The organism is Pantoea sp. C8B4 (assembly GCF_051336905.1).
Lineage (GTDB): Bacteria > Pseudomonadota > Gammaproteobacteria > Enterobacterales > Enterobacteriaceae > Pantoea > Pantoea rwandensis_B.
Genome location: NZ_JBGMNK010000005.1, coordinates 37234 through 60204 on the forward strand (window position 1 = coordinate 37234; position 22971 = coordinate 60204).

Annotated in this window: 21 protein-coding genes; 18 read left to right on the forward strand and 3 right to left on the reverse strand. The window is 56.1% G+C overall.

Features of this window, described 5'->3' with window-relative positions; genetic code table 11:
* Nucleotides 1-10: 10 nt before the first annotated feature.
* The 8 genes from phnL to phnE (ACCW76_RS08100) all read left to right on the forward strand — a co-directional run bounded on the left by phnL (nucleotide 11) and on the right by phnE (ACCW76_RS08100) (nucleotide 6938).
* Nucleotides 11-715 carry a phosphonate C-P lyase system protein PhnL gene (gene phnL / locus ACCW76_RS08065; protein WP_045815166.1) on the forward strand — a complete coding sequence of 235 codons (705 nt, stop codon included), beginning with the start codon at nucleotides 11-13 and terminating at the stop codon, nucleotides 713-715.
* The gene (phnM, locus tag ACCW76_RS08070) at nucleotides 712-1848 is read left to right on the forward strand and encodes an alpha-D-ribose 1-methylphosphonate 5-triphosphate diphosphatase (protein ID WP_038646252.1); all 1137 of its coding nucleotides are present in this window, start codon (nucleotides 712-714) and stop codon (nucleotides 1846-1848) included. The genes phnL and phnM overlap by 4 nt, the downstream gene beginning before the upstream one ends.
* Nucleotides 1848-2384: a ribose 1,5-bisphosphokinase gene (phnN, locus tag ACCW76_RS08075; protein WP_045815164.1), complete on the forward strand. Its 537-nt coding sequence runs from the start codon at nucleotides 1848-1850 to the stop codon at nucleotides 2382-2384. The genes phnM and phnN overlap by 1 nt, the downstream gene beginning before the upstream one ends.
* Nucleotides 2381-3151: a phosphonate metabolism protein PhnP gene (gene phnP / locus ACCW76_RS08080; RefSeq protein WP_436338250.1), complete on the forward strand. Its 771-nt coding sequence runs from the start codon at nucleotides 2381-2383 to the stop codon at nucleotides 3149-3151. The genes phnN and phnP overlap by 4 nt, the downstream gene beginning before the upstream one ends.
* A 79-nt stretch (nucleotides 3152-3230) precedes the next feature.
* On the forward strand, nucleotides 3231-4061 hold the full coding sequence (gene phnC / locus ACCW76_RS08085; RefSeq protein ID WP_436338251.1) for a phosphonate ABC transporter ATP-binding protein: 831 nt from the start codon (nucleotides 3231-3233) through the stop codon (nucleotides 4059-4061).
* 26 nt (nucleotides 4062-4087) lie between these two features.
* Nucleotides 4088-5014 (forward strand): phosphonate ABC transporter substrate-binding protein, encoded by a 927-nt coding sequence (gene phnD, locus ACCW76_RS08090; RefSeq protein WP_034824564.1) that lies wholly within the window; start codon nucleotides 4088-4090, stop codon nucleotides 5012-5014.
* A 179-nt stretch (nucleotides 5015-5193) separates the two neighbouring features.
* A complete protein-coding gene (gene phnE, locus ACCW76_RS08095; protein WP_436338254.1) occupies nucleotides 5194-6057 on the forward strand; it encodes a phosphonate ABC transporter, permease protein PhnE in 864 nt (287 codons plus the stop codon).
* Complete coding sequence (gene phnE, locus ACCW76_RS08100; RefSeq protein WP_045832253.1) at nucleotides 6054-6938, forward strand: phosphonate ABC transporter, permease protein PhnE; 885 nt, start codon at nucleotides 6054-6056, stop codon at nucleotides 6936-6938. The genes phnE (ACCW76_RS08095) and phnE (ACCW76_RS08100) overlap by 4 nt, the downstream gene beginning before the upstream one ends.
* On the opposite strand, the gene ACCW76_RS08105 is transcribed toward phnE (ACCW76_RS08100), so the two are convergent.
* Nucleotides 6892-9477 carry an ATP-binding protein gene (locus ACCW76_RS08105; RefSeq protein WP_436338255.1) on the reverse strand — a complete coding sequence of 862 codons (2586 nt, stop codon included), beginning with the start codon at nucleotides 9475-9477 and terminating at the stop codon, nucleotides 6892-6894. The two genes, phnE (ACCW76_RS08100) and ACCW76_RS08105, sit on opposite strands and share 47 nt — an antisense overlap.
* 146 nt (nucleotides 9478-9623) lie before the next feature.
* Between ACCW76_RS08105 and ACCW76_RS08110 the strand changes: the two genes are divergently transcribed.
* The 6 genes from ACCW76_RS08110 to ACCW76_RS08135 all read left to right on the forward strand — a co-directional run bounded on the left by ACCW76_RS08110 (nucleotide 9624) and on the right by ACCW76_RS08135 (nucleotide 15802).
* Entirely contained in the window at nucleotides 9624-11129 is a 1506-nt protein-coding gene (locus tag ACCW76_RS08110) for a sugar ABC transporter ATP-binding protein (RefSeq protein ID WP_436338257.1), read from the forward strand.
* A 10-nt stretch (nucleotides 11130-11139) separates the two neighbouring features.
* Nucleotides 11140-12123: an ABC transporter permease subunit gene (locus ACCW76_RS08115; RefSeq protein WP_436338259.1), complete on the forward strand. Its 984-nt coding sequence runs from the start codon at nucleotides 11140-11142 to the stop codon at nucleotides 12121-12123.
* An 80-nt stretch (nucleotides 12124-12203) separates the two neighbouring features.
* Nucleotides 12204-13142: an ABC transporter substrate-binding protein gene (locus ACCW76_RS08120; RefSeq protein WP_436338261.1), complete on the forward strand. Its 939-nt coding sequence runs from the start codon at nucleotides 12204-12206 to the stop codon at nucleotides 13140-13142.
* Nucleotides 13143-13192: 50 nt separating this feature from the next.
* Nucleotides 13193-13876, forward strand: coding sequence for a D-lyxose/D-mannose isomerase (locus ACCW76_RS08125; protein ID WP_038646274.1), 684 nt, complete (start codon nucleotides 13193-13195; stop codon nucleotides 13874-13876).
* An 11-nt stretch (nucleotides 13877-13887) separates the two neighbouring features.
* Nucleotides 13888-14748, forward strand: coding sequence for a ketose 1,6-bisphosphate aldolase (locus ACCW76_RS08130; RefSeq protein ID WP_436338263.1), 861 nt, complete (start codon nucleotides 13888-13890; stop codon nucleotides 14746-14748).
* 1 nt (nucleotide 14749) lies between these two features.
* Nucleotides 14750-15802 (forward strand): carbohydrate kinase family protein, encoded by a 1053-nt coding sequence (locus ACCW76_RS08135; RefSeq protein WP_436338264.1) that lies wholly within the window; start codon nucleotides 14750-14752, stop codon nucleotides 15800-15802.
* Here ACCW76_RS08135 and ACCW76_RS08140 read toward each other — a convergent pair.
* A complete protein-coding gene (locus tag ACCW76_RS08140) occupies nucleotides 15739-16485 on the reverse strand; it encodes a response regulator (RefSeq protein WP_038646280.1) in 747 nt (248 codons plus the stop codon). The genes ACCW76_RS08135 and ACCW76_RS08140 overlap by 64 nt on opposite strands.
* Before the next feature lie 417 nt (nucleotides 16486-16902).
* Between ACCW76_RS08140 and ACCW76_RS08145 the strand changes: the two genes are divergently transcribed.
* A complete protein-coding gene (locus tag ACCW76_RS08145) occupies nucleotides 16903-18201 on the forward strand; it encodes an NCS2 family permease (RefSeq protein ID WP_231638511.1) in 1299 nt (432 codons plus the stop codon).
* 257 nt (nucleotides 18202-18458) lie between these two features.
* Nucleotides 18459-19016 (forward strand): hypothetical protein, encoded by a 558-nt coding sequence (locus tag ACCW76_RS08150; protein WP_436338266.1) that lies wholly within the window; start codon nucleotides 18459-18461, stop codon nucleotides 19014-19016.
* Nucleotides 19017-19064: 48 nt separating this feature from the next.
* Here ACCW76_RS08150 and ACCW76_RS08155 read toward each other — a convergent pair whose 3' ends face one another.
* Entirely contained in the window at nucleotides 19065-20513 is a 1449-nt protein-coding gene (locus ACCW76_RS08155; protein ID WP_038646283.1) for an AMP nucleosidase, read from the reverse strand.
* A gap of 402 nt (nucleotides 20514-20915) precedes the next feature.
* On the opposite strand from ACCW76_RS08155, the gene ACCW76_RS08160 reads away from it, so the two are divergent.
* Together ACCW76_RS08160 and ACCW76_RS08165 are read left to right on the forward strand one after the other, a co-directional pair.
* Nucleotides 20916-21974 carry a branched-chain amino acid ABC transporter substrate-binding protein gene (locus tag ACCW76_RS08160; protein WP_160868152.1) on the forward strand — a complete coding sequence of 353 codons (1059 nt, stop codon included), beginning with the start codon at nucleotides 20916-20918 and terminating at the stop codon, nucleotides 21972-21974.
* Nucleotides 21975-22054: 80 nt separating this feature from the next.
* Nucleotides 22055-22969, forward strand: coding sequence for an ABC transporter permease subunit (locus tag ACCW76_RS08165; RefSeq protein WP_045832249.1), 915 nt, complete (start codon nucleotides 22055-22057; stop codon nucleotides 22967-22969).
* Nucleotides 22970-22971 lie beyond the last annotated feature (2 nt).

The window sequence follows — 22971 nt, forward strand, 5'->3', positions numbered from 1 at the left end:
GGACATCAACATGCAACCTTTATTGCGCGTAGAGAAACTTAGCAAAACCTTCGTGCTGCACAACCAGAGCAGTGCTGAACTGCCGGTGCTGCAGGATGCCAATCTTGAGGTTGGCGCCGGTGAATGTGTGGTGCTGCACGGTCGTTCCGGCAGCGGTAAATCCACGCTGCTGCGCGCGCTGTACGGCAACTATCAGGCCAACAGCGGCCATATCTGGCTGCAACATCAGGGCGCATGGATCGACATGGCACAGGCACCCGCGCGGCAGATCTTGGCGATTCGTCGCGAAACCGTTGGCTGGGTCAGCCAGTTCTTGCGTGTTATTCCCCGTGTGCCCACGTTGGAAATCGTCATGCAACCTCTGCTCGAACGCGGTGTGGATCGTGCTTTTTGCGAGAAGCGAGCCAAAGACCTGCTGACCAGGCTGAATGTGCCTGAACGTTTGTGGTCACTCGCACCGTCCACGTTCTCGGGCGGTGAACAGCAGCGCGTGAACATCGCACGGGGTTTTATCGCGGATTATCCGGTACTGCTGCTGGATGAACCCACCGCCTCACTCGACAGTGCGAATAGCGCAGCGGTGGTGGAATTGATTGAACAGGCGCGCACCCGTGGTGCCGCTATTGTGGGCATTTTCCATGACGAAGCGGTGCGCGCACGCGTGGCCGATCGCCTGCACGTCATGCAGCCGGTTAAAACAGGAGCAGAAGCATGATCGTCAATAATGTCCGCCTGGTGCTGGAAAATGAGGTTGTCGCCGGTTCGCTGGAGATCCGCGACGGTCGCATCGCCAGTTTCAGCGACAGCACCAGCCAATTGCCTGGTGCGCTGGATGGCGAAAACGCCTTCCTGTTACCAGGACTGGTTGAGCTGCATACCGACAACCTCGACAAATTCTTCACGCCGCGTCCAAAAGTGGATTGGCCCGCGCACTCGGCAATGAGCAGCCACGATGCGCTGATGGTTGCCAGCGGCATTACCACGGTGCTGGATGCGATTGGCGTGGGCGATGTGCGTGATGGCGGTCATCGCCTCGAAAACCTGAGCAAAATGATCAACGCCATTCAGGACAGCAACCGCAAAGGTATCAACCGGGTCGACCACCATCTGCATCTGCGCTGTGAGTTGCCACACAACACCACGCTGCCGCTGTTTGAAAAGTTGATGAGCACGCCTGAGCTGTCACTGGTATCGCTGATGGACCATTCGCCAGGCCAACGTCAATACGCCTCGCTGGAGATGTATCGCACCTATTACCAGGGCAAATACTCGTTGAATGATGAGCAGATGGACCAGTTCGAACGTGAGCAACTGGCACTGGCTGCTGAGTTCTCGACGCCGAACCGCAACGCCATCTCCAGCCTGTGCCGTTCACGGGGGATCCCGATTGCCAGTCATGATGATGCTACTGCCGCGCATGTGGCCGAATCGCATGAGGTGGGCAGCACCATTGCGGAGTTTCCCACCACCATCGAGGCTGCACGTGCCTCGCGTGAGTGCGGTATGCAGGTGTTAATGGGCGCGCCGAATATCGTGCGTGGTGGATCGCACTCGGGCAACGTGGCAGCCTGGGAGCTGGCCAGCCATGGGCTGCTGGATATTCTGTCATCAGATTACTACCCAGCGAGCCTGCTGGACGCGGTGTTCCGCTTAGTGGCAGATGAACGCAACAGCCTGACGTTGCCACAGGCCGCCGCGTTGGTGACACGTCATCCGGCGCGTGCCATTGGCTTGCACGATCGCGGCGTGATTGGCGAAGGCATGCGTGCCGACCTGGTACTGGCGCATACCGAACATGGGCATCCACACATTCGCCACGTCTGGTCGCAGGGCAGGCTGGTGTTCTGATGGCGCGCCTGATCTGGCTCACCGGGCCTTCGGGCTCGGGTAAAGACAGTCTGTTGAATGCGCTACGTGAAGCGCCGCCAGATAACCTGGTGATCGCCCATCGCTACATTACGCGCCCGGCTGATGCCGGGGGCGAAAATCATGTGGCGCTGAGCGAGGCTGAGTTTCGGCGTCGCCAGGCCATGGGATTGTTTGCCATCAGCTGGCAGGCACACGGCCTCTACTACGGGCTGGGAGAAGAGATCGACCACTGGCTGGCGCGCGGGTTGAATGTGCTGGTCAACGGTTCGCGTCTGCATCTGCCGATTGTCGAGCAACATTACGGCACACAACTGTTGCCGCTGGTGCTGCACGTTTCACCGGCGGTGCTGGAAATGCGCTTACGGCAGCGCGGACGTGAAAGTGAAGGGGAGATTCGTCAACGCCTGGCGCGCGCATCAGAACCGCTGCCTGCGCACTGCCATCCGCTCAATAACGATGGCGCACTCAGCGATACCCTCAACGGGTTGCGTCAATTGCTGGAGCATCCACCATGAAACTCACTTTTCTCGGTACGGGTGGCGTGCAGTCTGCGCCGCTGTTTGGCTGTGATTGCCACGCTTGCGAACGTGCACGTCTTGAGCCAAGGCGCGCGCGTGCCGCGACCAGTGCACTCATTGACACGGGCAGCGAGCGTATATTGCTGGATGCCGGACGCCACGACCTGCATCAGCGCTTTCGATCCGGTGAACTGAGCCGTATTTTGCTCACCCATTTTCATATGGACCATGTGGCAGGACTGTTCAGTTTACGTTGGGGATTAGGTCAGCCGATTCCGGTGTGGGCACCGCCGGATGAGAAGGGCTGCGATGACCTGTTTAAACATCCTGGTTTGCTGGATTTCCGTTCTGCCCTCACGCCTTTCGTCCCTCATAGCTTTGGTGCGTTGCAGGTGACACCTCTACCGCTGCAGCACTCAAAACTCACTTATGGTTACCTGTTCGACTGGCAGGGTACGCGTCTCGCCTGGCTTTGTGATACCTGTGGATTGCCACCTGACACTGCAGATTTTCTTCATGGTCAACCGCTGGATCAACTGGTGGTTGACTGTAATGACCCGCCACGAGAAAGCGTACGCAATCATAACGATGTGACGCGCGCATTGCAGATTATTGAACAGCTGGCACCGCGCCAGGCGTGGCTTGTCCACCTCAGTCATGAGATGGATGGCTGGTTACTTAATAATCGCTTACCGGACAATGTGCTGGCGGCCACCGACGGCCAGACGATTACGGTCGGCTCCTCACTCAGTGTCACTGTTTAATCATTTAACTGTCATTAAGTCTTCATCGGATTTGCCCGTAATAACGGGCAATCAAGACCTCAGAGAGATGGAGTGCAACATGGCACAGGCATTACTGAAAACCGTTATCGACAATCCTTATGTTCCGCACGCCGGGCAAGGCAACAAGGTGCTGTCGGTGCAGGGACTGTGCAAGGCGTACGGCGAAAACCGCGTACTGGATAATGTCAGCTTCGATCTGCATGCGGGCGAGCTGGTGGCCGTGATTGGTCGCTCAGGCGCAGGCAAATCGACACTGTTACACATGCTGAACGGCACCATCAGTGCTTCGCAGGGCGCGATTCTCAGTAATCGTCAGGGTGAAGCCGATCGTGATGTGGTGACGCTCAATAGCCGCCAGATGCGCGAATGGCGCAGCGAATGCGGCATGATTTTCCAGGATTTCTGTCTGGTGCCGCGTCTGGATGTACTGACCAACGTACTGCTGGGGCGCCTGAGCCAGACTTCAACACTGAAATCGTTCTTCAAAGTGTTCACCGAAGCGGACCGCGCGCAGGCGATTGAGCTGTTGCAGTGGATGAACATGCTGCCGCAGGCGCTGCAGCGTGCGGAGAACCTGTCAGGTGGGCAGATGCAGCGCGTGGCGATTTGCCGTGCGCTGATGCAAAACCCGCGCATTCTGCTGGCAGATGAGCCGGTGGCCTCACTCGATCCGAAAAACACCAAGCGCATCATGGATGTGCTGCGTCAGGTGAGTGAGCAGGGCATCAGCGTCATGGTGAACCTGCACTCGATTGAACTGGTGAAGCAGTACTGCACCCGTGTTATCGGCATTCAGCGCGGCAAAGTGCTGTTTGACGGACATCCTTCTCAGTTGACCGATGGCTTGCTGCATGAGCTGTACGGCGACGAAATTAACCAGCTCCACTAACTTCCACGGCAAGAGAAAAAACACGAATGAAACTGACCTCTTTAGCTTTATTGACTGTTGCAATGACTTTTGGCGTTAACGCAGCGGATGCACCAAAAGAATTGAACCTCGGGATTTTGGGTGGACAGAACGCCACTCAGCAGATCGGCGATAACCAGTGCGTGAAAGATTTCTTCGACAAAGAGCTGAACGTCGATACCAAAATGCGCAACTCGTCTGACTACTCAGGCGTGATTCAGGGCCTGCTGGGTAACAAAATTGATATGGTGCTGAGCATGTCTCCAGCATCTTATGCGTCGGTTTATCTGCAGAACCCGAAAGCGGTTGACGTGGTCGGCATCGTGGTGGATGACAAAGACGGATCACAGGGTTATCACTCTGTGGTGATCGTGAAAGCAGACAGCCCGTACAAAAAGCTGGAAGACCTGAAAGGCAAATCCTTTGGTATGGCCGATCCGGATTCAACTTCTGGCTTCCTGATGCCAAACCAGGCGTTCAAGAAAGAGTTTGGTGGTACGGTTGACGACAAGTACAACAACACCTTCTCCAGCGTTACCTTCTCTGGCGGCCACGAGCAGGACATCCTGGGTGTGCTGAACGGTCAGTTTGAAGGTGCTGTGACCTGGACTTCAATGATCGGTGATTATGACAAGGGTTATACCTCTGGTGCCTTTGGCCGCATGATGCGTATGGACCAGCCTGATCTGATGAAGAAAATCCGCATCATCTGGCAGTCTCCGCTGATCCCGAACGGTCCAATCCTGGTGAGCAACAACTTGCCCGCTGACTTCAAACAGAAGCTGGTGGCTGCGATCAAGAAGCTGGATAAAGAAGACCACAGTTGCTTTGTTAAAGCGGTGGGCGGTGCTCAGCACATCGGCCCGGCAACCGTTGCCGATTATCAGAACATCATCGATATGAAACGTGATTTGATGAAAGGTTCACGCGGTTAATGAACCTGCGGGGCAGGTGTGCTGGCAAAGCATACCTGCCTGATGCACTTGCAGCAAACCGTAGCGGCGCGATGAATCGCGCGGTTTTCACTCGCAGATGAGCGGGTATCAGTGTGCAATGAATCGTGCCGCTACACCGTTGTGCCACGCAATATTACCTCAAATACAGGACATCCCCCTTGACCGATTTCGAACACTACTACCAACGCATCCGTCGTCAGCAAAAACGCGACACTGTGCTCTGGTCGCTGCTGTTGGTGGCGCTCTACCTCGCTGCGGGCAAGATGGCGGAATTCAATCTGGTCACCGTCTGGCAATCACTGCCACACTTTTTTGATTACATCGGCGAAACCGTGCCGGTGTTGCATTGGTCGGTGTTGTTCGCGGATGTCAAAACCGAAGGCTCGCTGGCCTACTGGGGCTACCGCCTGCATTTTCAGCTGCCGCTGATTTGGGAAACTTTGCAGCTGGCGCTGTCGTCGACCATCGTTGCCGTGATGATCGCTGGGGTACTGGCGTTTTTCGCCGCCGACAACACCCAAACGCCGCGCAGCGTCCGCTTTGCGATCCGTGCCTTTGTCGCTTTCCTGCGCACCATGCCTGAACTGGCGTGGGCGGTGATGTTCGTCATGGCGTTTGGCATTGGGGCGATTCACGGTTTCCTCGCACTGGCGCTGCACACCGTGGGAAGCCTGACCAAACTGTTTTATGAATCGATTGAGAGCGCTTCGGACAAACCGGTGCGCGGCCTCGCGGCCTGCGGAGCCACCAAATTACAGCGCATGCGCTTCGCCTTCTGGCCACAGGTGAAACCGACGTTTCTCTCCTACAGCTTTATGCGCCTTGAAGTGAACTTCCGTTCTTCCACCATCCTCGGATTGGTCGGTGCGGGCGGTATCGGCCAGGAGCTGATGACCAACATCAAACTGGACCGTTACGATCAGGTCAGTATTACGCTGCTGCTGATCATTGTGGTGGTTTCGCTGCTGGATACGATATCCGGCTGGTTGCGCCGTCGCGTGGTGGAAGGGGATATCAAATGATCGCATTAGCACCGGATGTAGCGAAACTGAAGCAGGAACATCCTGCACTGTTCGCCGCCCAAAACCGTTATCTGCGACGGGTGGCTGGCATTGCACTTGCCATCGCGCTCTATTACCTGTTCTTCTTTGAGTTCTTTGGCATTGAGTGGAGCCGAGTCATTATCGGTTGCGAGCAACTAGGGCGTTACTTCCTGCGCATGTTCGTTTGGCAAGACTTTATGAATTGGCCATTTGGCTATTATTTCTCGCAGATTGGCATAACGCTGGCGATTGTATTTGCCGGGACATTGACTGCATCGCTGATCGCGTTGCCAGTGTCGTTCCTTGCGGCGCGTAACGTGATGCACGATCCCATTGCCCGTCCGATCTCCTTAGTGGTGCGCCGTTTGCTCGACATCCTGCGCGGTGTCGATATGGCCATCTGGGGCCTGATCTTTGTGCGTGCGGTTGGCATGGGGCCGTTGGCGGGCGTACTGGCGATTGTGGTTCAGGATGTGGGCTTGCTGGGTAAACTGTACGCGGAAGGGCATGAAGCGGTTGAACGTTCGCCAAGCCGTGGTTTAGGTGCGGTGGGGGCCAATAGTCTGCAGAAACATCGCTTTGGCATCTTTACTCAATCCTTCCCGACCTTCCTGGCGTTGAGCCTGTACCAGATTGAATCCAATACCCGTTCGGCGGCGGTACTCGGCTTTGTCGGGGCAGGTGGCGTCGGCCTGGTGTATGCCGAGAACATGCGTCTGTGGAACTGGGATGTGGTGATGTTCCTGACCATCCTTCTGGTCGGCGTGGTGATGATTATGGATGTCATCTCCAGCAAATTGCGTAAACGCTACATCACGGGGAAACCGTTGCCGCTGTGGCAGCCTGCCGTGCGCGATTAAGCCGTTCACTGCGTTGCCAGGCGCGCTCCAGCGCCTGCGCCAACTGCACCTGTTGCCAGGGTTTTGCCAGCCGTTCACACAGCGGCAAAGTGACCTGACTTTGACGCAAATCCTGACCGCTAATCAGCAGCGTGGCCAGTTCCGGCCACTGCTGTTGAGCCTGACGAATCACATCCGCGCCGTTTAACGCCCCGGGTAACATCAAATCACTGATCAGTAACTCAATGTCCGGCGTCTGCCGCAGCAGCGTTAACGCGGATTCGCCATCGTCACACTCTAATGTGAGATAGCCGAGCTGATGCAAGTGCTCACACAATGTCTGCCTGACGGCGGGTTCATCATCCAGGACCAACACCAGACGGTCGCTGCTGGCAACTGGCGTGAATTCCGGCAGCGCCGGTGCAGACTGGGCCGCTTCCGGTGCACGCGGCAGTAACAGGCGCACGGTGGTGCCCTGGCCGGGGGCGGTTTCCACCTCAATCTGCCCGCCAGATTGACGCACAAATCCATATACCATCGACAACCCAAGTCCGCTGCCGCTGCCCGTCTCTTTGGTGGTGAAAAATGGCTCAAACACCTGTTCTCGCACCTCGGCTGACATGCCGCAGCCGTGATCGATAACTTCAATGGTCACGCGATCGCGTTTGCCATCCGCTTCCTGCATTCGCTGATTCCAGATGCGCAGGCGAATTTCCCCGCTTTGTTTCTCCATGGCATCGCGTGCATTGACCACCAGATTCATCAGCGCATTTTCCAGTTGCCCGGCATCGATCCACGCTGGCCAACCGGGGCGTTGCGCATCTACCACTAATTGCTGACCGGGCAACAGTGAATGCTGCAACAGTGAGTGCAGATTATCGACCAGCTCAATCACTGATACCGCACGCGGATAAAGCGACTGTTTACGCGAGAAGGCCAGCAGCCGCTGGGTAAGCTGTGCCGCGCGGTCGGCCGCCAGCCGCGCACGATCGATTCGACTGGCCAGCGAACCAGAGGGGAGTTGGCCCACGGTGAGCGCCAGACTGCCAATAATCACGGCCAGCAGGTTGTTGAAGTCATGAGCGATGCCGCCGGTGAGTTGGCCCACCGCTTTCATTTTTTGGCTGTGTAGCAGCGCTTCTTCCAGCGTCTTGCGCGTGGTGCGCTCCAGTACGGTATTGACCATGCCACGGCGTGGCACCGGGCTAAAGCGCAGTTCCAGCGTGCGGCCGTCGGGCAGGCGAACTTCCTGCGCATCGTGCAGGCTGGTGAGTTGCACATCCATCCGCTCTAGCAGACGTTGATAATGCAGGCCGCGATGCAGGTCGCGCGCCGGAATGCCGAGCAACTCGGCATATTGTGCGTTCCAGACCACCAGTTGCCCGCTGTTATCGAACAACGCAAAGCCATCGCGCATCGCGAGGAAGGTGGATTCCAGTTGATTACTTTTCTCTTTTAACAGGCGCGAAGTGTGGGCCAGTGAAGCGGTATTGCGCGCAAAGACGTTAAAGGCGCGAGCCAGATCGCCAAGCTCATCGCGGCGGGCCAGTCCCGGAACATTGACGCTTTTCTCGCCCTGGGCCAGACGCGTCATGGCGTGGGCGATAGCGGTCAGGCTCGAACCGAGATTACGATAGATGTAGTAACCCGCGTAACCGGTGATCAACAGTGCCAGCAGCATAAACAGGCCAATAAACCCGATGATGGAGTCCAGCTCCTGATGCGTCACCGTGCTACGTGCATCGCTCTGCTGCGCGACCAGTTGCACATAATGGGTGATGTCACCATTCAGCATCGCAACCAGTGCTTTGATGCGATAGGTCGCGTAGGCAATGGCGATATCGCTCTGCTCAAGCTGTTGAGCGACGGGTTGTAAGCTGCGCGTGGTGTCGACCAAGCGGTCACGCTGCACCGCCAGCGCATCCTGTAGCGGCAGGGCGGACCAAATGGGCAGTACCTGTTGTAATTGCTGTTCAGCAGCTTGCGGTGCCGTGGACTGGATCGCCACCTTTAACAGGGCATCCGTTTGCTGGCGCAGCGGCAAAAAAGTGCCGTCGCTGGCGAGTACATCAATGCGATTCAGCAGCAATTGCGCCTGCCACAGACCACTCAGCATCACGTTGCGTTGTAAGTGGCGTTGATGACCAACCCGCAGCAGCTGATTGATGCTCTGTTCCAGCATCTGGCTGCGTTCACGAATGCGCGCCAACAGCGCGGGTTGCTGTGCGGCCAATGGCGCGTTCGCCAGCAGGGATAAAGACTGCTGCAAGGCTTGCTGCGTCTGTTGCAGACGTGCCGACTCGCTCTGGTACTCCAGCGCACCCACCACCTGCGCCAATCGTACGGCGGCGGTGGCCACATTGGCCGTATCCCGCGCCAGCGCCAGGCTGCCGTTCATATCCGCCAGGGTTTGCGCCTGTGCCTGCTCCTGAATGTGACCCGCGTGGCGAAATCCAAAAATAGCCACCAGGCTCACCGCCAGCGTCACGCTCACCACTAACAGGTTAAACAGCAGCAAGCGACCCCGTGCGCCAGCGTGCCAGTGCAGACTCTGACTCATTTACGGACACTCCTTACCTCTCAACTCCCGGCGAGTATAAAAGCGTGACCGGGGCGCAATATGACAAATATGAATGGCCGCTGACATTTTCCATTTATCTGGCGTTGCAACACTCGGCGACAACTTCACACAGCAGGAGCCTGGAGATGGCGGCGACACCGATATTAGAAATGCGCGAAATCACCCGACGCTTCGGCAGCTTCTACGCCTTAAAAGGCGTGGATCTGACCGTGTGGCCGGGTGAAGTCCATGCGCTGATGGGCGAAAACGGTGCCGGAAAAAGTACGCTGATGAAGATTCTGGCCGGTGCGTATATCGCCAGCAGCGGGGAAATTCTTATTGATGGTCAGCCCTACGCCATCAAAGGCCCGAAAGAGGCGCTGGCAGCGGGCATCACACTGATTTATCAGGAAATCAATCTGGCGCCCAATCTCACGGTGGCAGAAAACATTTTTCTCGGCAGCGAGATCACGCGTGGCGGGCTGGTGAAACGTCGGCAGATGGCAGAAGAAGCACAGCAGGTGATTAATCGTTTGGGTGCGCAATTCAGTGCAACCGATCTGGTGAGCAGGCTGAGCATTGCCGAGCAGCAGCAGGTGGAAATCGCCCGCGCGCTGCATCGCAACAGCCGCATTCTGGTGATGGATGAACCCACTGCCGCACTCTCCAATCGTGAAACCGAACAGCTGTTTGCGCTGATTAAACGCCTGCGCAGTGAAGGCATGGCGATCATTTATATCAGTCATCGCATGGCGGAAGTGTATGAGCTCTCCGATCGCGTCAGCGTGCTGCGCGATGGGCAGTATGTCGGCAGCCTGACACGTGATCAGCTCAATGCCAGTGAACTGGTACGCATGATGGTCGGGCGTCCACTCAGCGATCTGTTTAATAAAGACCGCGATATTCCCTTCGGTGAGATCCGCCTGGCCGTTAATCATCTCACCGATAACCGTAAAGTGCATCCTAGCAGTCTCTCGGTGCGCGCCGGGGAAATTGTCGGGCTGGCAGGTTTGGTCGGTGCCGGGCGCAGTGAGCTGGCACAGCTGATTTTTGGCGTGCACCAGCCGAAAGGCGGCGAGATCTGGATCGATGGGGAGAAGGTGAAAATTCACTCCCCGCGAGATGCCATAGCACGTGGCATTGGTTTCCTGACCGAGAACCGTAAAGAGCAAGGGCTGTTTCTGGAACTGGCCGCGCAGGAAAACATCGTGATGGCCACGCTGGAGCGTGATGCCAGTTACGGTCTGCTCAATCGGCGCAAAGGGCAAAAGATCGCTGGTGATGCCATCGAATCACTCAATATCCGTGTGCCGCACGCCCAGGTACGGGCAGGTGGATTATCGGGCGGTAACCAACAGAAGCTGCTGATTTCACGCTGGGTGGCGATTGCACCGCGCATCCTGCTGCTGGACGAACCCACGCGCGGCGTGGATGTCGGCGCTAAAAGCGAAATCTACCGCATGATGAATCAGATGGCGCAACAAGGCGTGGCGATTTTGATGATCTCCAGCGAGCTGCCGGAGGTGGTCGGGATGAGTGACCGCGTCTACGTGATGCGCGAAGGCAGCATTGCGGGCGAGCTGAGCGGCACAGAGATCAGCCAGGAAAACATCATGACACTGGCCACCGGCGCACAGCCGGTTCAGGCCTGAGGAGACCGAAATGACCAGTGAAACCGCACGCGTAAAAAGTCCTACGCTCAAACGCGCCTTAATGAGCGATCTGCTGCAAACGGTGGGCATTCTGCCGATTTTAATTCTGATTGTGGCGGTATTTGGCTTTGTCGCACCGAACTTCTTTACCGAAGCCAACCTGCTGAATATCACCCGCCAGGCTTCGATCAATATCGTGCTGGCGGCAGGCATGACCTTTGTCATCCTCACTGGCGGGATAGATTTATCCGTCGGTTCGATGCTCGGCACCACGGCGGTGGTGGCGATGGTGGTGTCACTCGATCCCGCCTTTGCCGGGCTGACGATACCGGCGGCGCTCGGCGCAGGGCTGATTATGGGGCTTTTCAACGGCATGTTAGTGGCGTGGGCCGGTTTACCGCCCTTTATCGTCACGCTCGGCACCTATACCGCCTTGCGCGGCGCGGCTTATTTGCTGGCGAACGGCACCACCGTCATCAACTCTGACATCAATTTTGAGTGGATAGGCAACGGTTATCTCGGGCCGATCCCATGGCTGATCATTATTGCCTTTGCCGTCATCGCGCTGTGCTGGTTCATTCTGCGCCGCACCACCCTGGGCGTGCACATCTACGCTGTGGGCGGCAACATGCAGGCGGCTCGTCTTACCGGCATTAAGGTCGGCATGGTGCTGGTGTTTGTCTATGCCATGAGCGGCATGTTGTCGGGATTGGGCGGATTGATGAGTGCATCACGCCTTTACAGTGCCAACGGCAATCTGGGGGTGGGATACGAGTTGGATGCGATAGCGGCGGTGATCCTGGGCGGTACCAGTTTTGTCGGCGGCATCGGCACCATCACCGGCACGCTAATTGGTGCGCTGATTATCGCCACGTTGAACAACGGCATGACGCTGATGGGCGTGTCTTACTTCTGGCAACTGGTGATCAAGGGCGGAGTGATCATTATTGCCGTGCTGATCGATAAGTACCGTACGCGTCATCACGTGGGTTAAGGGCTATTTGCAACAGGTTGTCACACAACGGCGATCTGCTGGGTCGCCAATATAATCAAAAAAGCAGGAGAACATCGACTATGCGTTTTAATCCGATTATTACCGGACTGCTGGCGGCGACGTTGTTGAGTGCGCCACTGGTGCAGGCAAAAGAACTCAAATCCATTGGTGTCACGGTCGGCGATCTCGCCAACCCGTTCTTCGTGCAGATCACCAAAGGCGCAGAGCTCAAGGCGCGCGAACTGGCGGGCGACAAGGTCAATGTGACGCTGGTCTCCAGCGGTTACGATCTCGGTCAGCAGGTGGCGCAGATTGATAACTTCATCGCCGCTAAAGTGGACATGATTATCCTCAACGCCGCCGACTCCAAAGGCATCGCGCCTGCGGTAAAACGTGCGCGTGACGCCGGTATTGTGGTGGTGGCGGTGGACGTAGCCGCAGACGGTGCTAACGCCACCATTACCTCCGATAACACCCAGGCTGGGGCGATGGCGTGTAAATACATCTCTGATCGCCTGAAAGATAAAGGTAACGTGGTGATCATCAACGGACCGCCTGTATCGGCGGTGCAAAACCGGGTTGAAGGCTGCATGAACGAGCTGAAAACCCATCCGGATATCAAACTGCTCTCCTACAACCAAAATGCCAAGGGCAGCCGTGATGGTGGCCTGGAAGTGATGACTGGACTGCTGTCAGCCAATCCGAAGATCGATGCGGTATTTGCGATCAACGATCCAACGGCGATAGGTGCGGATCTGGCGGCTAAACAGGCACAGCGCAGTGAGTTCTTTATTGTCGGCGTCGATGGATCGCCTGATGGTGAAGAGGCACTGAAACGTAAAGGTTCGCTGTTTGTCGCAACGCCAGCACAGGACCCACAGGTGATGGCGGCCAAAGCGGTGGAGATTGGTTACGACATCCTGCAGGGCAAACCCGCGCCTGACAAATCGGTGCTGATCCCGGTCACCATGATCGATCGCAACACCGTCAGCAGCTACAAAGGCTGGACAGTGAAATAACGTTGATCACTTGAGGCGGTCTCTGGGCCGCCCGCATTGGGAGAGGAGTTATGCATCGATCCGAAGTGAACGCCATTCTGCAACTCACCCGAGAATTCTTTATGCGTCAGGACGTGCATCTGCCGCCGTGGGCCGATTATGGCCTCAGCCAATGGCGTGCGCTGGATAAACGCAGCGCAGAAGAGCTGCTGGCGCTGCATCTGGGCTGGGATGTCACCAGTTTTGGTGCTGATGATTTTTCTCAGACCGGCTTAACCTTGTTTACTCTGCGTAACGGATCGCGCGGCGGCCAGCCGTGGGGCAAACCCTATGCCGAAAAGATCATGCACGTGCGGGAAGGGCAGGTGACGCCCATGCACTACCATCCGCAAAAAATGGAAGACATTATCAATCGCGGCGGCGGAAATCTGATCGTGACACTGCATAACCGCGCGGGCGACCGGCTTGATGATTCGCCGGTAAACGTCACGTTGGATGGCATCCGCCAGACTCACGCCGCGGGATCGCAACTGCGCCTGTCACCGGGTGAGAGCGTAACCCTGCAGCCCGGAATCTGGCACAGCTTCTGGGGCGAAGAGGGCTATGGCGATGTGCTGGTTGGCGAAGTCTCGATGCCCAACGATGACGAGCATGACAATGTCTTTCTCACGCCGCTGGCGCGCTTCAACCCGATTGATGAGGATGAAGATCCGCGCTGGTTGTTGTGCAACGAATATCACCGCTGGCTGGCATAAAGGAGTTCACGATGGCACTGATTTCTCTGGCGCAGGGTCTGGCCCACGCGCAGCAGCACCAATACGCACTCGGCGCATTTAACGTGCTCGATACCCACTTTCTGCGCGCCCTGTTTCAGGCGGCAGAGCAACAACGATCGCCGTTTATCATCAATATCGCGGAAGTGCACTTTAAGTATGTCAGTCTCGCGTCTCTGATTGCGGCTATTCGCACCGAAGCGACGCTGCATGATATTCCGGTCGTGCTTAATCTCGACCACGGTTTGCACTTTGAAGCGGTGATGCAGGCGATTCGCCTCGGTTTTACTTCGGTGATGTTCGATGGCTCAACCCTCAGCTATGAGGAAAATGTGCGCCAGACGCGCGAAGTGGTGAAAATGTGCCACGCCATTGGCGTTTCGGTTGAAGCGGAACTCGGCGCGGTAGGCGGCGATGAAGGTGGGGCGCTGTTTGGCGAGGCTGACAGCAACAAGTTTACCGATCCTGCTTTGGCGGCGGAGTTTGTCCAGTCGACCGGGATCGATTGTCTGGCCGTGGCGATTGGCAATGCGCACGGCAAATACAAAGGCGAACCGAAACTTGATTTTGACCGTCTGGCGGCCATCCGCGCGGCCGCAGGCATTCCTCTGGTGCTGCATGGCGGCTCAGGGATCAGTGACGCCGATTTCCGCCACGCCATCAGCCTGGGCATCCATAAAATCAATTTCTACACGGGCATGTCGCAAGCCGCACTCGGTGCAATTGAAAAGCAAATTACCCAGCGTGATGCCCGCTACGATGCCTTTGCTGAACTGCTGATGGCGGTAGAACACGATATTGCCAATGTGGTGGCGCAGCAGATGCAGGTGTTTGGCAGCGCCGGGAGGGCCTGACATGGTGCAACGCAACGGTATTCTCGGTGCGGGCAGTATGCTGGTGGATCATGTGCAACGCATCACGCATTGGCCGGAACAAGGCTGGTTAGCCGAGATTACCCACAGCGAGAAGTGCAGCGGAGGCGCTGCACTGAATGTGCTGTTCACCCTGGCGCGCATGCAGGTCAATTTGCCGCTGGCGGGTGTCGGCATGGTGGGCGGGGACAGCGACGGCGATTACATCGTGCAGTTGCTGGACGAGCATCAGATTGATCGTCAGTTTGTGCAACGTACGCGCACTGTCAGCACGGCGATGACGCAAGTGATGACCACGCCCGATGGTCAACGTACGTTTTTCCATGCGCGCGGGGCCAATGCCGAGCTGGATTTGCCCCATTTTGCTGAAGTTGCCACGTCACACCGTATTTTTCATCTCGGCTATTTGCTGCTGCTGGATAGTCTCGACCAGCCTGATGAGGTGTTTGGTACGCGCAGTGCGCATCTGCTGGCACAAATGCAGCAACGCGGTTACCTCACTTCGCTGGATTTGGTGTCGCGAACCGGGGAGTATCGCCCGTTGGTGGTGCCGGCGTTACGCTGGCTCGACTATCTGGTGATTAATGAACTGGAAGCGCAATCACTCACCGGAGTGACGCTGCGCAGTGCTTCGGGGCTGGCAAGGCCCAGCGCGTTTGCCGAGGCCGCCGCCTGGTTAATGGAACAGGGCGTGCGCCAACGCGTGGTGATCCATGCCCCTGAAGGTGCGTGGGGACAAGAGAGAATGGGTGAGAAAGGGTGGCAGCCGGCGTGGTGCCTGAAACCAGAAGAGATTGTGGGCAGTGTTGGCGCGGGAGATGCATTTTGCGCTGGGGTGTTATTTGCCAGCCATGAAGGTTGGCCCCTGCTGGAGACCTTGAAGTTGGCACACACCTGCGCCTGTTTCAATTTGCATGCAGCAAACGCGCTGGACGGCACGCGGCCATTGGCCGAGATGCAGCGCTGGATGGATCAGGCAATCTGTGTTTCACGTGCGGCTGAAGCCGGACGCAATACATCAGCGGAAAACACGTAACCGAGGCCACGGATGGTGCGGATCAGGCTGGGTTGATGTGGATTGGCTTCGATTTTCCGCCGCAGTCGCATAATGAGCACGTCTATAGTACGGTCGAACACCTCAAGACTTTCATTGTGGGTCAGTTCCAGCAGTTGATCGCGCGTTAGCACTTTGCGTGCGTGACCTACAAGGGCGCGCAACAGGGTATATTCGCCTTGGGTGAGGGCAACACTTTCGCGCTGAGGATTAAACAGCTGACAACGCGCATCATCCAGCCGCCAGCCATTGAATTGCCATCCTTCATCCTGCTGCGCATCAGCTTGTGCCAGACGCCCACAGCGGCGCAGTGCCGCACGTGCACGCGCGACAACCACCCGAGGATTAAAGGGTTTGGCGATGTAATCATCAGCACCCATCTCTAATCCCACCACCATATCTGCTTCCGACCCCATTCCGGTCAGCATGATGACCAACAGGTCCGGCCGCTGTCGCTGCATCTGTTGCAGCACCAGTAAGCCGTTGGTGTCCGGTAGCATCATGTCCAGCATCACCAGGGAGATCTCGGGATGCAGGCTGAGCAGCGCAAGGGCATCTTTGCCCTGATGGCAGCTGTAGACGGTAAACACATGTTCACTCAAAACATCGTGCAGCAATTCACACACGGCACGATCATCATCAACGACCAAAATCGCGGGCTTCATTGCACTGTCTCTTATGTTGCGAAAGGGTTAAAAAGCAGTGTAACCCGATGTTTTTAAGCTGCTGCCCTATGCTGCAGAAACGTGAGCGCCATCGCTGAGCAGTGTGCGAAAGCGTGCGGTGCTGCAATCTTTTTTCTCCTGAGGGCAGTAGAAGGGAAAACGATTGCGCAGCCATGGTGCAATGCACCATAATCGCGCCCTGATCGGGTTCAGAATTATCCTAACCGTAACCGCATTTTGAAACGTAAACGATTGCGTACGGTGATGGCATAGCTATTGCTATGTGGACAGGGGAAAGCGGAAGGTGTGTCTACCTTGGGTCCAGCGTGTGTCGCTTTCATCAATACAATAATTAGTTTGTTAACCACATTGGCAAGAGAGAACGTGCACCCGTGCCGTCTCCGCTCATGAGAGATGATGATGTTAGAAAAACTCTTCAAACTTAAAGCGCACAACACCACCGTGCGCACCGAAATCATTGCGGGTATCACTACCTTCCTGGCCATGGCCTACATTCTGTTTGTTAACCCGAGCATTCTCGGTGCGACCGGCATGGATAAAGGTGCGGTCTTTGTGGCGACCTGCTTAGCGGCGGCAATTGGCTGTGTGCTGATGGGGCTAATCGCCAACTATCCCATCGCGCTGGCACCGGGCATGGGGCTCAATGCTTTCTTCACTTATACCGTTGTGCTGCACATGGGGTACACTTGGCAGATCGCACTCGGTGCGGTGTTCCTGTCAGCAGTGATCTTCTTTGCGCTGTCAATTTTCAAAATTCGTGAGTGGATTATTGCCAGTATCCCGCTTCCCTTGCGCGCGGGTATCGCTGCGGGTATCGGCTTGTTCCTGGCATTGATCGCGCTGGAAGGCGCGGGCATCGTGGTGGATAACCCGGCAACACTGGTTGGCCTGGGCGATCTGACCAAACCGGGTCCGCTGCTGGCACTGTTAGGGTTCTTCATCATTGTGGCACTGGAAGCGCGTCGCGTAACCGGCGCGGTGCTGATTGGCATCCTGATTGTCACCTTTATCTCGATGGGGATTGGCCTGACGCCATTTGGTGGCGTGTTCTCCGCACCACCGTCAATTGCACCGACCTTTATGCAGTTGGATATCGCGGGTGCGTTTAACGTGGGTCTGGTGAGCGTCATCTTCGCCTTCCTGTTTGTGGATGTGTTCGATAACACCGGCACGTTGCTGGGTGTGACCAAGCGTGCCGGTCTGGCTGATGAGCAAGGCAATGTGCCGAAAATGGGGCGTGCGCTGATCGCTGACAGTGCGGCTGCGCTGTTTGGTTCATTACTGGGCACCTCAACCACCACCAGCTATGTGGAATCGGCTGCGGGTGTCAGTGCAGGTGGTCGTACCGGTTTGACAGCGATTGTGGTTGCGGTGTTGTTCCTGCTAAGCCTGTTCTTCTCACCGCTGGCCGGAAGCGTTCCGGTATACGCTACCGCACCGGCATTGCTGTTTGTGGCGGTGTTAATGGCTTCTGGTCTGGCCGAAATCGACTGGAAAGATATCACCACGGCTGCGCCAGTGACCGTGACCGCGCTGACCATGCCTTTGACTTACTCAATCGCTAACGGCATCGCCTTCGGTTTCATTACCTGGACCGTAGTCAAACTGCTGAGTGGCCGTACGAAAGAGATCAATGCCGCACTGGTGATTCTCTCGATTCTGTTCGTCATCAAACTGGGCTGGCTGAGCGCTTAAGTTTTGGTTTCCGGAAGCCCGCTCGGGCTTCCGTGTTTTCAGTTTCATCCCCGCAAATATTTCCTGTGCGATTTCTCGCAATCCTTCGCTGTGGCGTCTTTTGATATTTCTCTGCCAGTTTTAGCCTGTGCGGCGTATTGGTGCCTGCCTGATTTTTTTTGCCGTGTATGGCGGGTTCGTGGAATGTTTAATCGGCTCGAATCTGTTTCACTACTCTGCAAGGTGAAGAGGTAGCCGGGACGCTCTGGAGGTTTGTAATGGAATACGCCATGCGTACTGCCCCGTTTCTTCCGCCACTTATTTACGTCGTCAGGAATATCGGAGATTCAAAAATGGAAGAACTCACTCAACGAGTCGGGTTGTTGGAAAAGACCACCCATCAAATTCAACAGGATGTTGCCGTCCTGACTGCACGATCGGAGAATTTTGCGACCAGGGCTGATATCGGCTCGCTGCGTAGCGAACTGCTGGGTGAGATGGGACAGTCGGAAAAGCGTAGCGATGGCAAGTTTGAAAAAATGGCGCTGCACTTTGACGACAAGCTTGGAAAAATGGCGTTGCACTTTGACGATAAACTGGAAAAGTTAGAAGTGCGTATCGACGACAAGCTGGACAAAATGGAACAACGCATCGATGTGAAGTTTGAGCGCATGGATGAAAAATTCGAGACGAAATTTGTCAGGATCGATGAGAAGTTTGAAAAGCTCAATGTGAAATTTGAAAAGCTGAATGATCGACTAACCTGGTCGATTATGGTGCCCGCTATTCTGGCTGTGCTGGCCTGGTTTGTGAAAGACCTGCTGGTGAAAGTTTGACCTCTAATCCAATATCATTCCGGCCCCAGTGGGACCGGAATGAAGCATTTATCTGAACGGTGGTTCATTAAAGGTGCGCAGTTTCCTTGAATGCAACTTATCGCCCTCAGCACGCAGCAGCTCAACCGCGCAGATGCCGATCTGCAGATGCTCAGAAATTGCCCCTTCATAGAAGCGATTCGCCTGGCCCGGCAGCTTAATTTCGCCGTGCAGTGGCTTATCCGAAACGCACAGCAAGGTGCCATAGGGAACGCGGAAGCGATAACCCTGTGCCGCGATAGTGGCGCTCTCCATGTCTACCGCGACCGCGCGGCTCAGGTTGAAACGCAGCGCAGAAGCAGAGTAACGCAGCTCCCAGTTGCGATCGTCCGTTGTTACCACCGTACCCGTGCGCAGCCGCTGTTTCACCTCTTCTCCCGGCATGCCGCTCACGGCCTTGGTGGCGTCATACAGCGCTCGCTGCACTTCAGCAATGCTTGGAATAGGAATGTCCGGCGGCAGCACGCTATCCAGCACATGGTCGTCTCGCAAATAAGCATGCGCCAGCACGTAATCACCGATGGTCTGGCTTTCGCGCAGGCCGCCGCAGTGACCAATCATCAACCAGGCGTGTGGACGTATCACTGCGAGATGGTCGCAGATGGTTTTGGCATTGGACGGACCCACACCAATATTCACCAGCGTGATGCCACGACGATTTGGTGACGTCAGATGCCAGGCGGGCATCTGGTGCTTTTTCCACGCGAGATCAGACATCATTGCAGTGGGGTCCTGGGTGTCAGCGGTGATCACCACATCGCCAGCACAGGCAAGGCTGTCATAAGGTGTGGAAGGATCCTGAACCTGTTCAATGGCCCAACGCACGAACTCATCAACATAACGCGTGTAATTGGTAAACAGCACAAACGGCTGGAAGTGCTCCACAGCGGTGCCGGTGTAATGGCGTAAACGCGCCAGAGAGAAGTCGGTGCGCAGCGCATCGAAATGTGACAGCGGGAAAATTGCGTTGGCATGGAAGAGGCCGTCTGCGGTTTCATCGCCAATCTGTGACAGTTCAGTGGTGGGGAAATGGCGCGCAATGCTGGCGCTCATCGAGCGATCCAGTGTCAGGCCATCAATCACGTAGGGGTACGGGATCTCCTGCTGGGAAGGCACCACTTCAACCAGGACGTCGTACTCTTTCTCCAGCATCTGCAGCTGCTCACTCAGATAGTGGCGCAACAGTGCCGGGCGGGTAATGGTGGTGCTATAGCTGCCGGTGTGGGTAAAACGTCCCCATGCACGAGTGCGGTTTTGCTGAGGGCCTTCACCCAGCCAGGTGATGCGCAGTTCCGGATAAACAAACAGGCCTTTCTGTCGCGCATCCTCATCCGGTAGCGTGCCCTGTGTCGTGAAATCGCGAATCGCATTACGCAGTGCTTCCACCGCACTGTCATACAGGCGCTCCAGCTCATCCAGTGCTTGCTGGCTACTCAATCCGTTCCGTTGCGTATTCATAGATTCTCCTTCAGGAAACGTGGACCGATTTGACCAGAGCATAGCGGATAAACACCCCAGCACGATGAATAATCTGTGATCGACCGCATTCTGCACCATCACGGTGCTGGTATGCGGCTTAACTCTGGCTATGTTTATGATTAGCAGGGATGTCAGCTCGCGCCTTGTCTGCCCTGGCGCGATGTCACTGCAAAAAGCTGCCACCGACCGTCTTCTTTGGCGAGTTTCTTGCTTATTTCATAACCGTGGCCCTACCAGCCACACAATGCGCTGCAAAAGTTTCAGAAATTGATTTCTCCCAGGCCGTGGTATGGCTCCGTTCCTGACCCGTTGAGGATTGAAAGCATGTCTTTGAAATTCATGAAACACCCAGTGAAGGTGGTACTTGCAGGTTGCCTGAGCATGGCATTTTACGCTCAGGCAGATATCAAGATTGGTGTGGCAGGCCCGTTCTCTGGCCCGAATGCGACCTACGGGGCGCAATATTGGAAGGGCGCAAGTCAGGCAGCCGATGATATCAATGCCGCTGGCGGTATTAACGGCGAAAAAATTGTGCTGGTGCAGGGCGATGATGCCTGTGAACCCAAGCAGGCGGTGTCGGTAGCAAACCGACTCGTCGATCAGGACAAAGTGATGGCGGTGGTGGGGCACTTCTGCTCCTCTTCCACCATGCCCGCGTCAGAGGTGTATGACGAAGCTGGCGTGCTGGCGATTACTCCCGGATCAACCAACCCGCAAATTACCGAGCGCGGCATGAAAACCATGTTCCGCATGTGTGGCCGTGACGATCAGCAAGGTGCGATTGCAGCGGACTTCATTATCGACAAACTGAAAGCGAAAAAGGTGGCGGTCATCCATGACAAAGACACTTACGGTCAGGGGCTGGCCGATGCCACCAAAGCTGCGCTGGAAAAACGCGGAGTAAAAGAGGTGCTTTATGAAGGGCTTTCTCGCGGTGAGAAGGACTTCAATGCGCTGGTCACCAAGATTGGCGCGGTGAAACCCGACGTGGTCTATTTTGGTGGCTGTCACCCGGAAGCCGGTCCTCTGGTGCGCCAGATGCGTGAACAAGGTGTGAATGCCGCCTTCTTCTCCGGTGACTGCATCGTGACGGAAGAGATGGTAACAGCGGCAGGCGGCCCTCAGTACACCAAAGGGGTATACATGACCTTTGGCAATGACCCGCGCACCATCCCGGATGGCAAAGCGGTGATTGAGAAGTTCCGTGCCAGCGGTTTCGAACCGGAAGGTTACACCCTGTACGCTTACGCCTCTGTGCAGGCCATTGCGGCGGCTTACAAAGCGGCGGGTAAAGACAACGCGAAAGCCAGCGATTGGTTGAAAGCGAATAGCGTTGACACCGTCATGGGTAAAAAAGCCTGGGATGGTAAAGGCGATCTGAAAGTCTCGGATTATGTGGTTTATCAGTGGGATGACAAAGGCAAATATCACCAACTGTAATTCGATACGCGGCCCCATATCACGGGGCCTTTCGCCATTGGGCGCGAGGTATGCGCTCCCTTTACGCGCGGGATGGATTTATGGACGCCTTCTTCTTACAGCAGTTGATCAACGGCCTGACGCTGGGCGCAGTGTATGGGTTGATCGCCATCGGTTACACCATGGTTTACGGCATTATCGGCATGATCAACTTCGCGCATGGCGAGGTGTATATGATCTCCGCCTATTTGTGCGCGATAGGCTTAGCACTCCTGAGCTTCTTCGGTATTCACTCCTTCCCGTTGCTGATTTTTGGCACTTTGCTGTTCACCATTATTGTCACGGCGGCTTATGGCTGGGCCATCGAGCGTATTGCTTATCGCCCCCTGCGTAACTCGACACGTCTTGCACCGTTGATTTCCGCCATCGGCATGTCGCTGATTCTGCAAAACTACGTGCAGCTCAGCCAGGGCCCTAACCAGCAGGGCATTCCGACGCTGCTCACGGGGGTGTTGCGCATGGAAGTGGATGGCGGCATTGTGCAAATCACCTGGACCAAGGTCTTTATCCTGATTGCCGCGTTCTGCGGTATGGCGCTGCTCACCTGGATTATTCAGTACACCAAACTTGGGCGCATCTGCCGGGCTGTTCAGCAGGATCGGCGCATGGCATCCATTCTCGGCATTAACACTGATCGCGTGATTTCGCTGGTGTTTGTCATCGGCGCAGCCATGGCCGGACTGGCGGGTGTGCTGGTGACCATGAACTACGGCACGTTTGATTTTTATGCAGGATTCATCATTGGTATCAAAGCCTTTACGGCGGCGGTACTGGGCGGTATCGGTTCTCTACCCGGTGCTATGCTCGGTGGATTGCTGCTTGGGGTAGCGGAAGCGCAGTTTGCGGGGCTGGTTAACTCTGACTACAAAGATGTGTTCTCGTTTTCGCTGCTGGTGGTGATTTTAATCTTCCGTCCGCAGGGACTGCTGGGTCGTCCGCTGGTCGCGAAAGTGTGAGG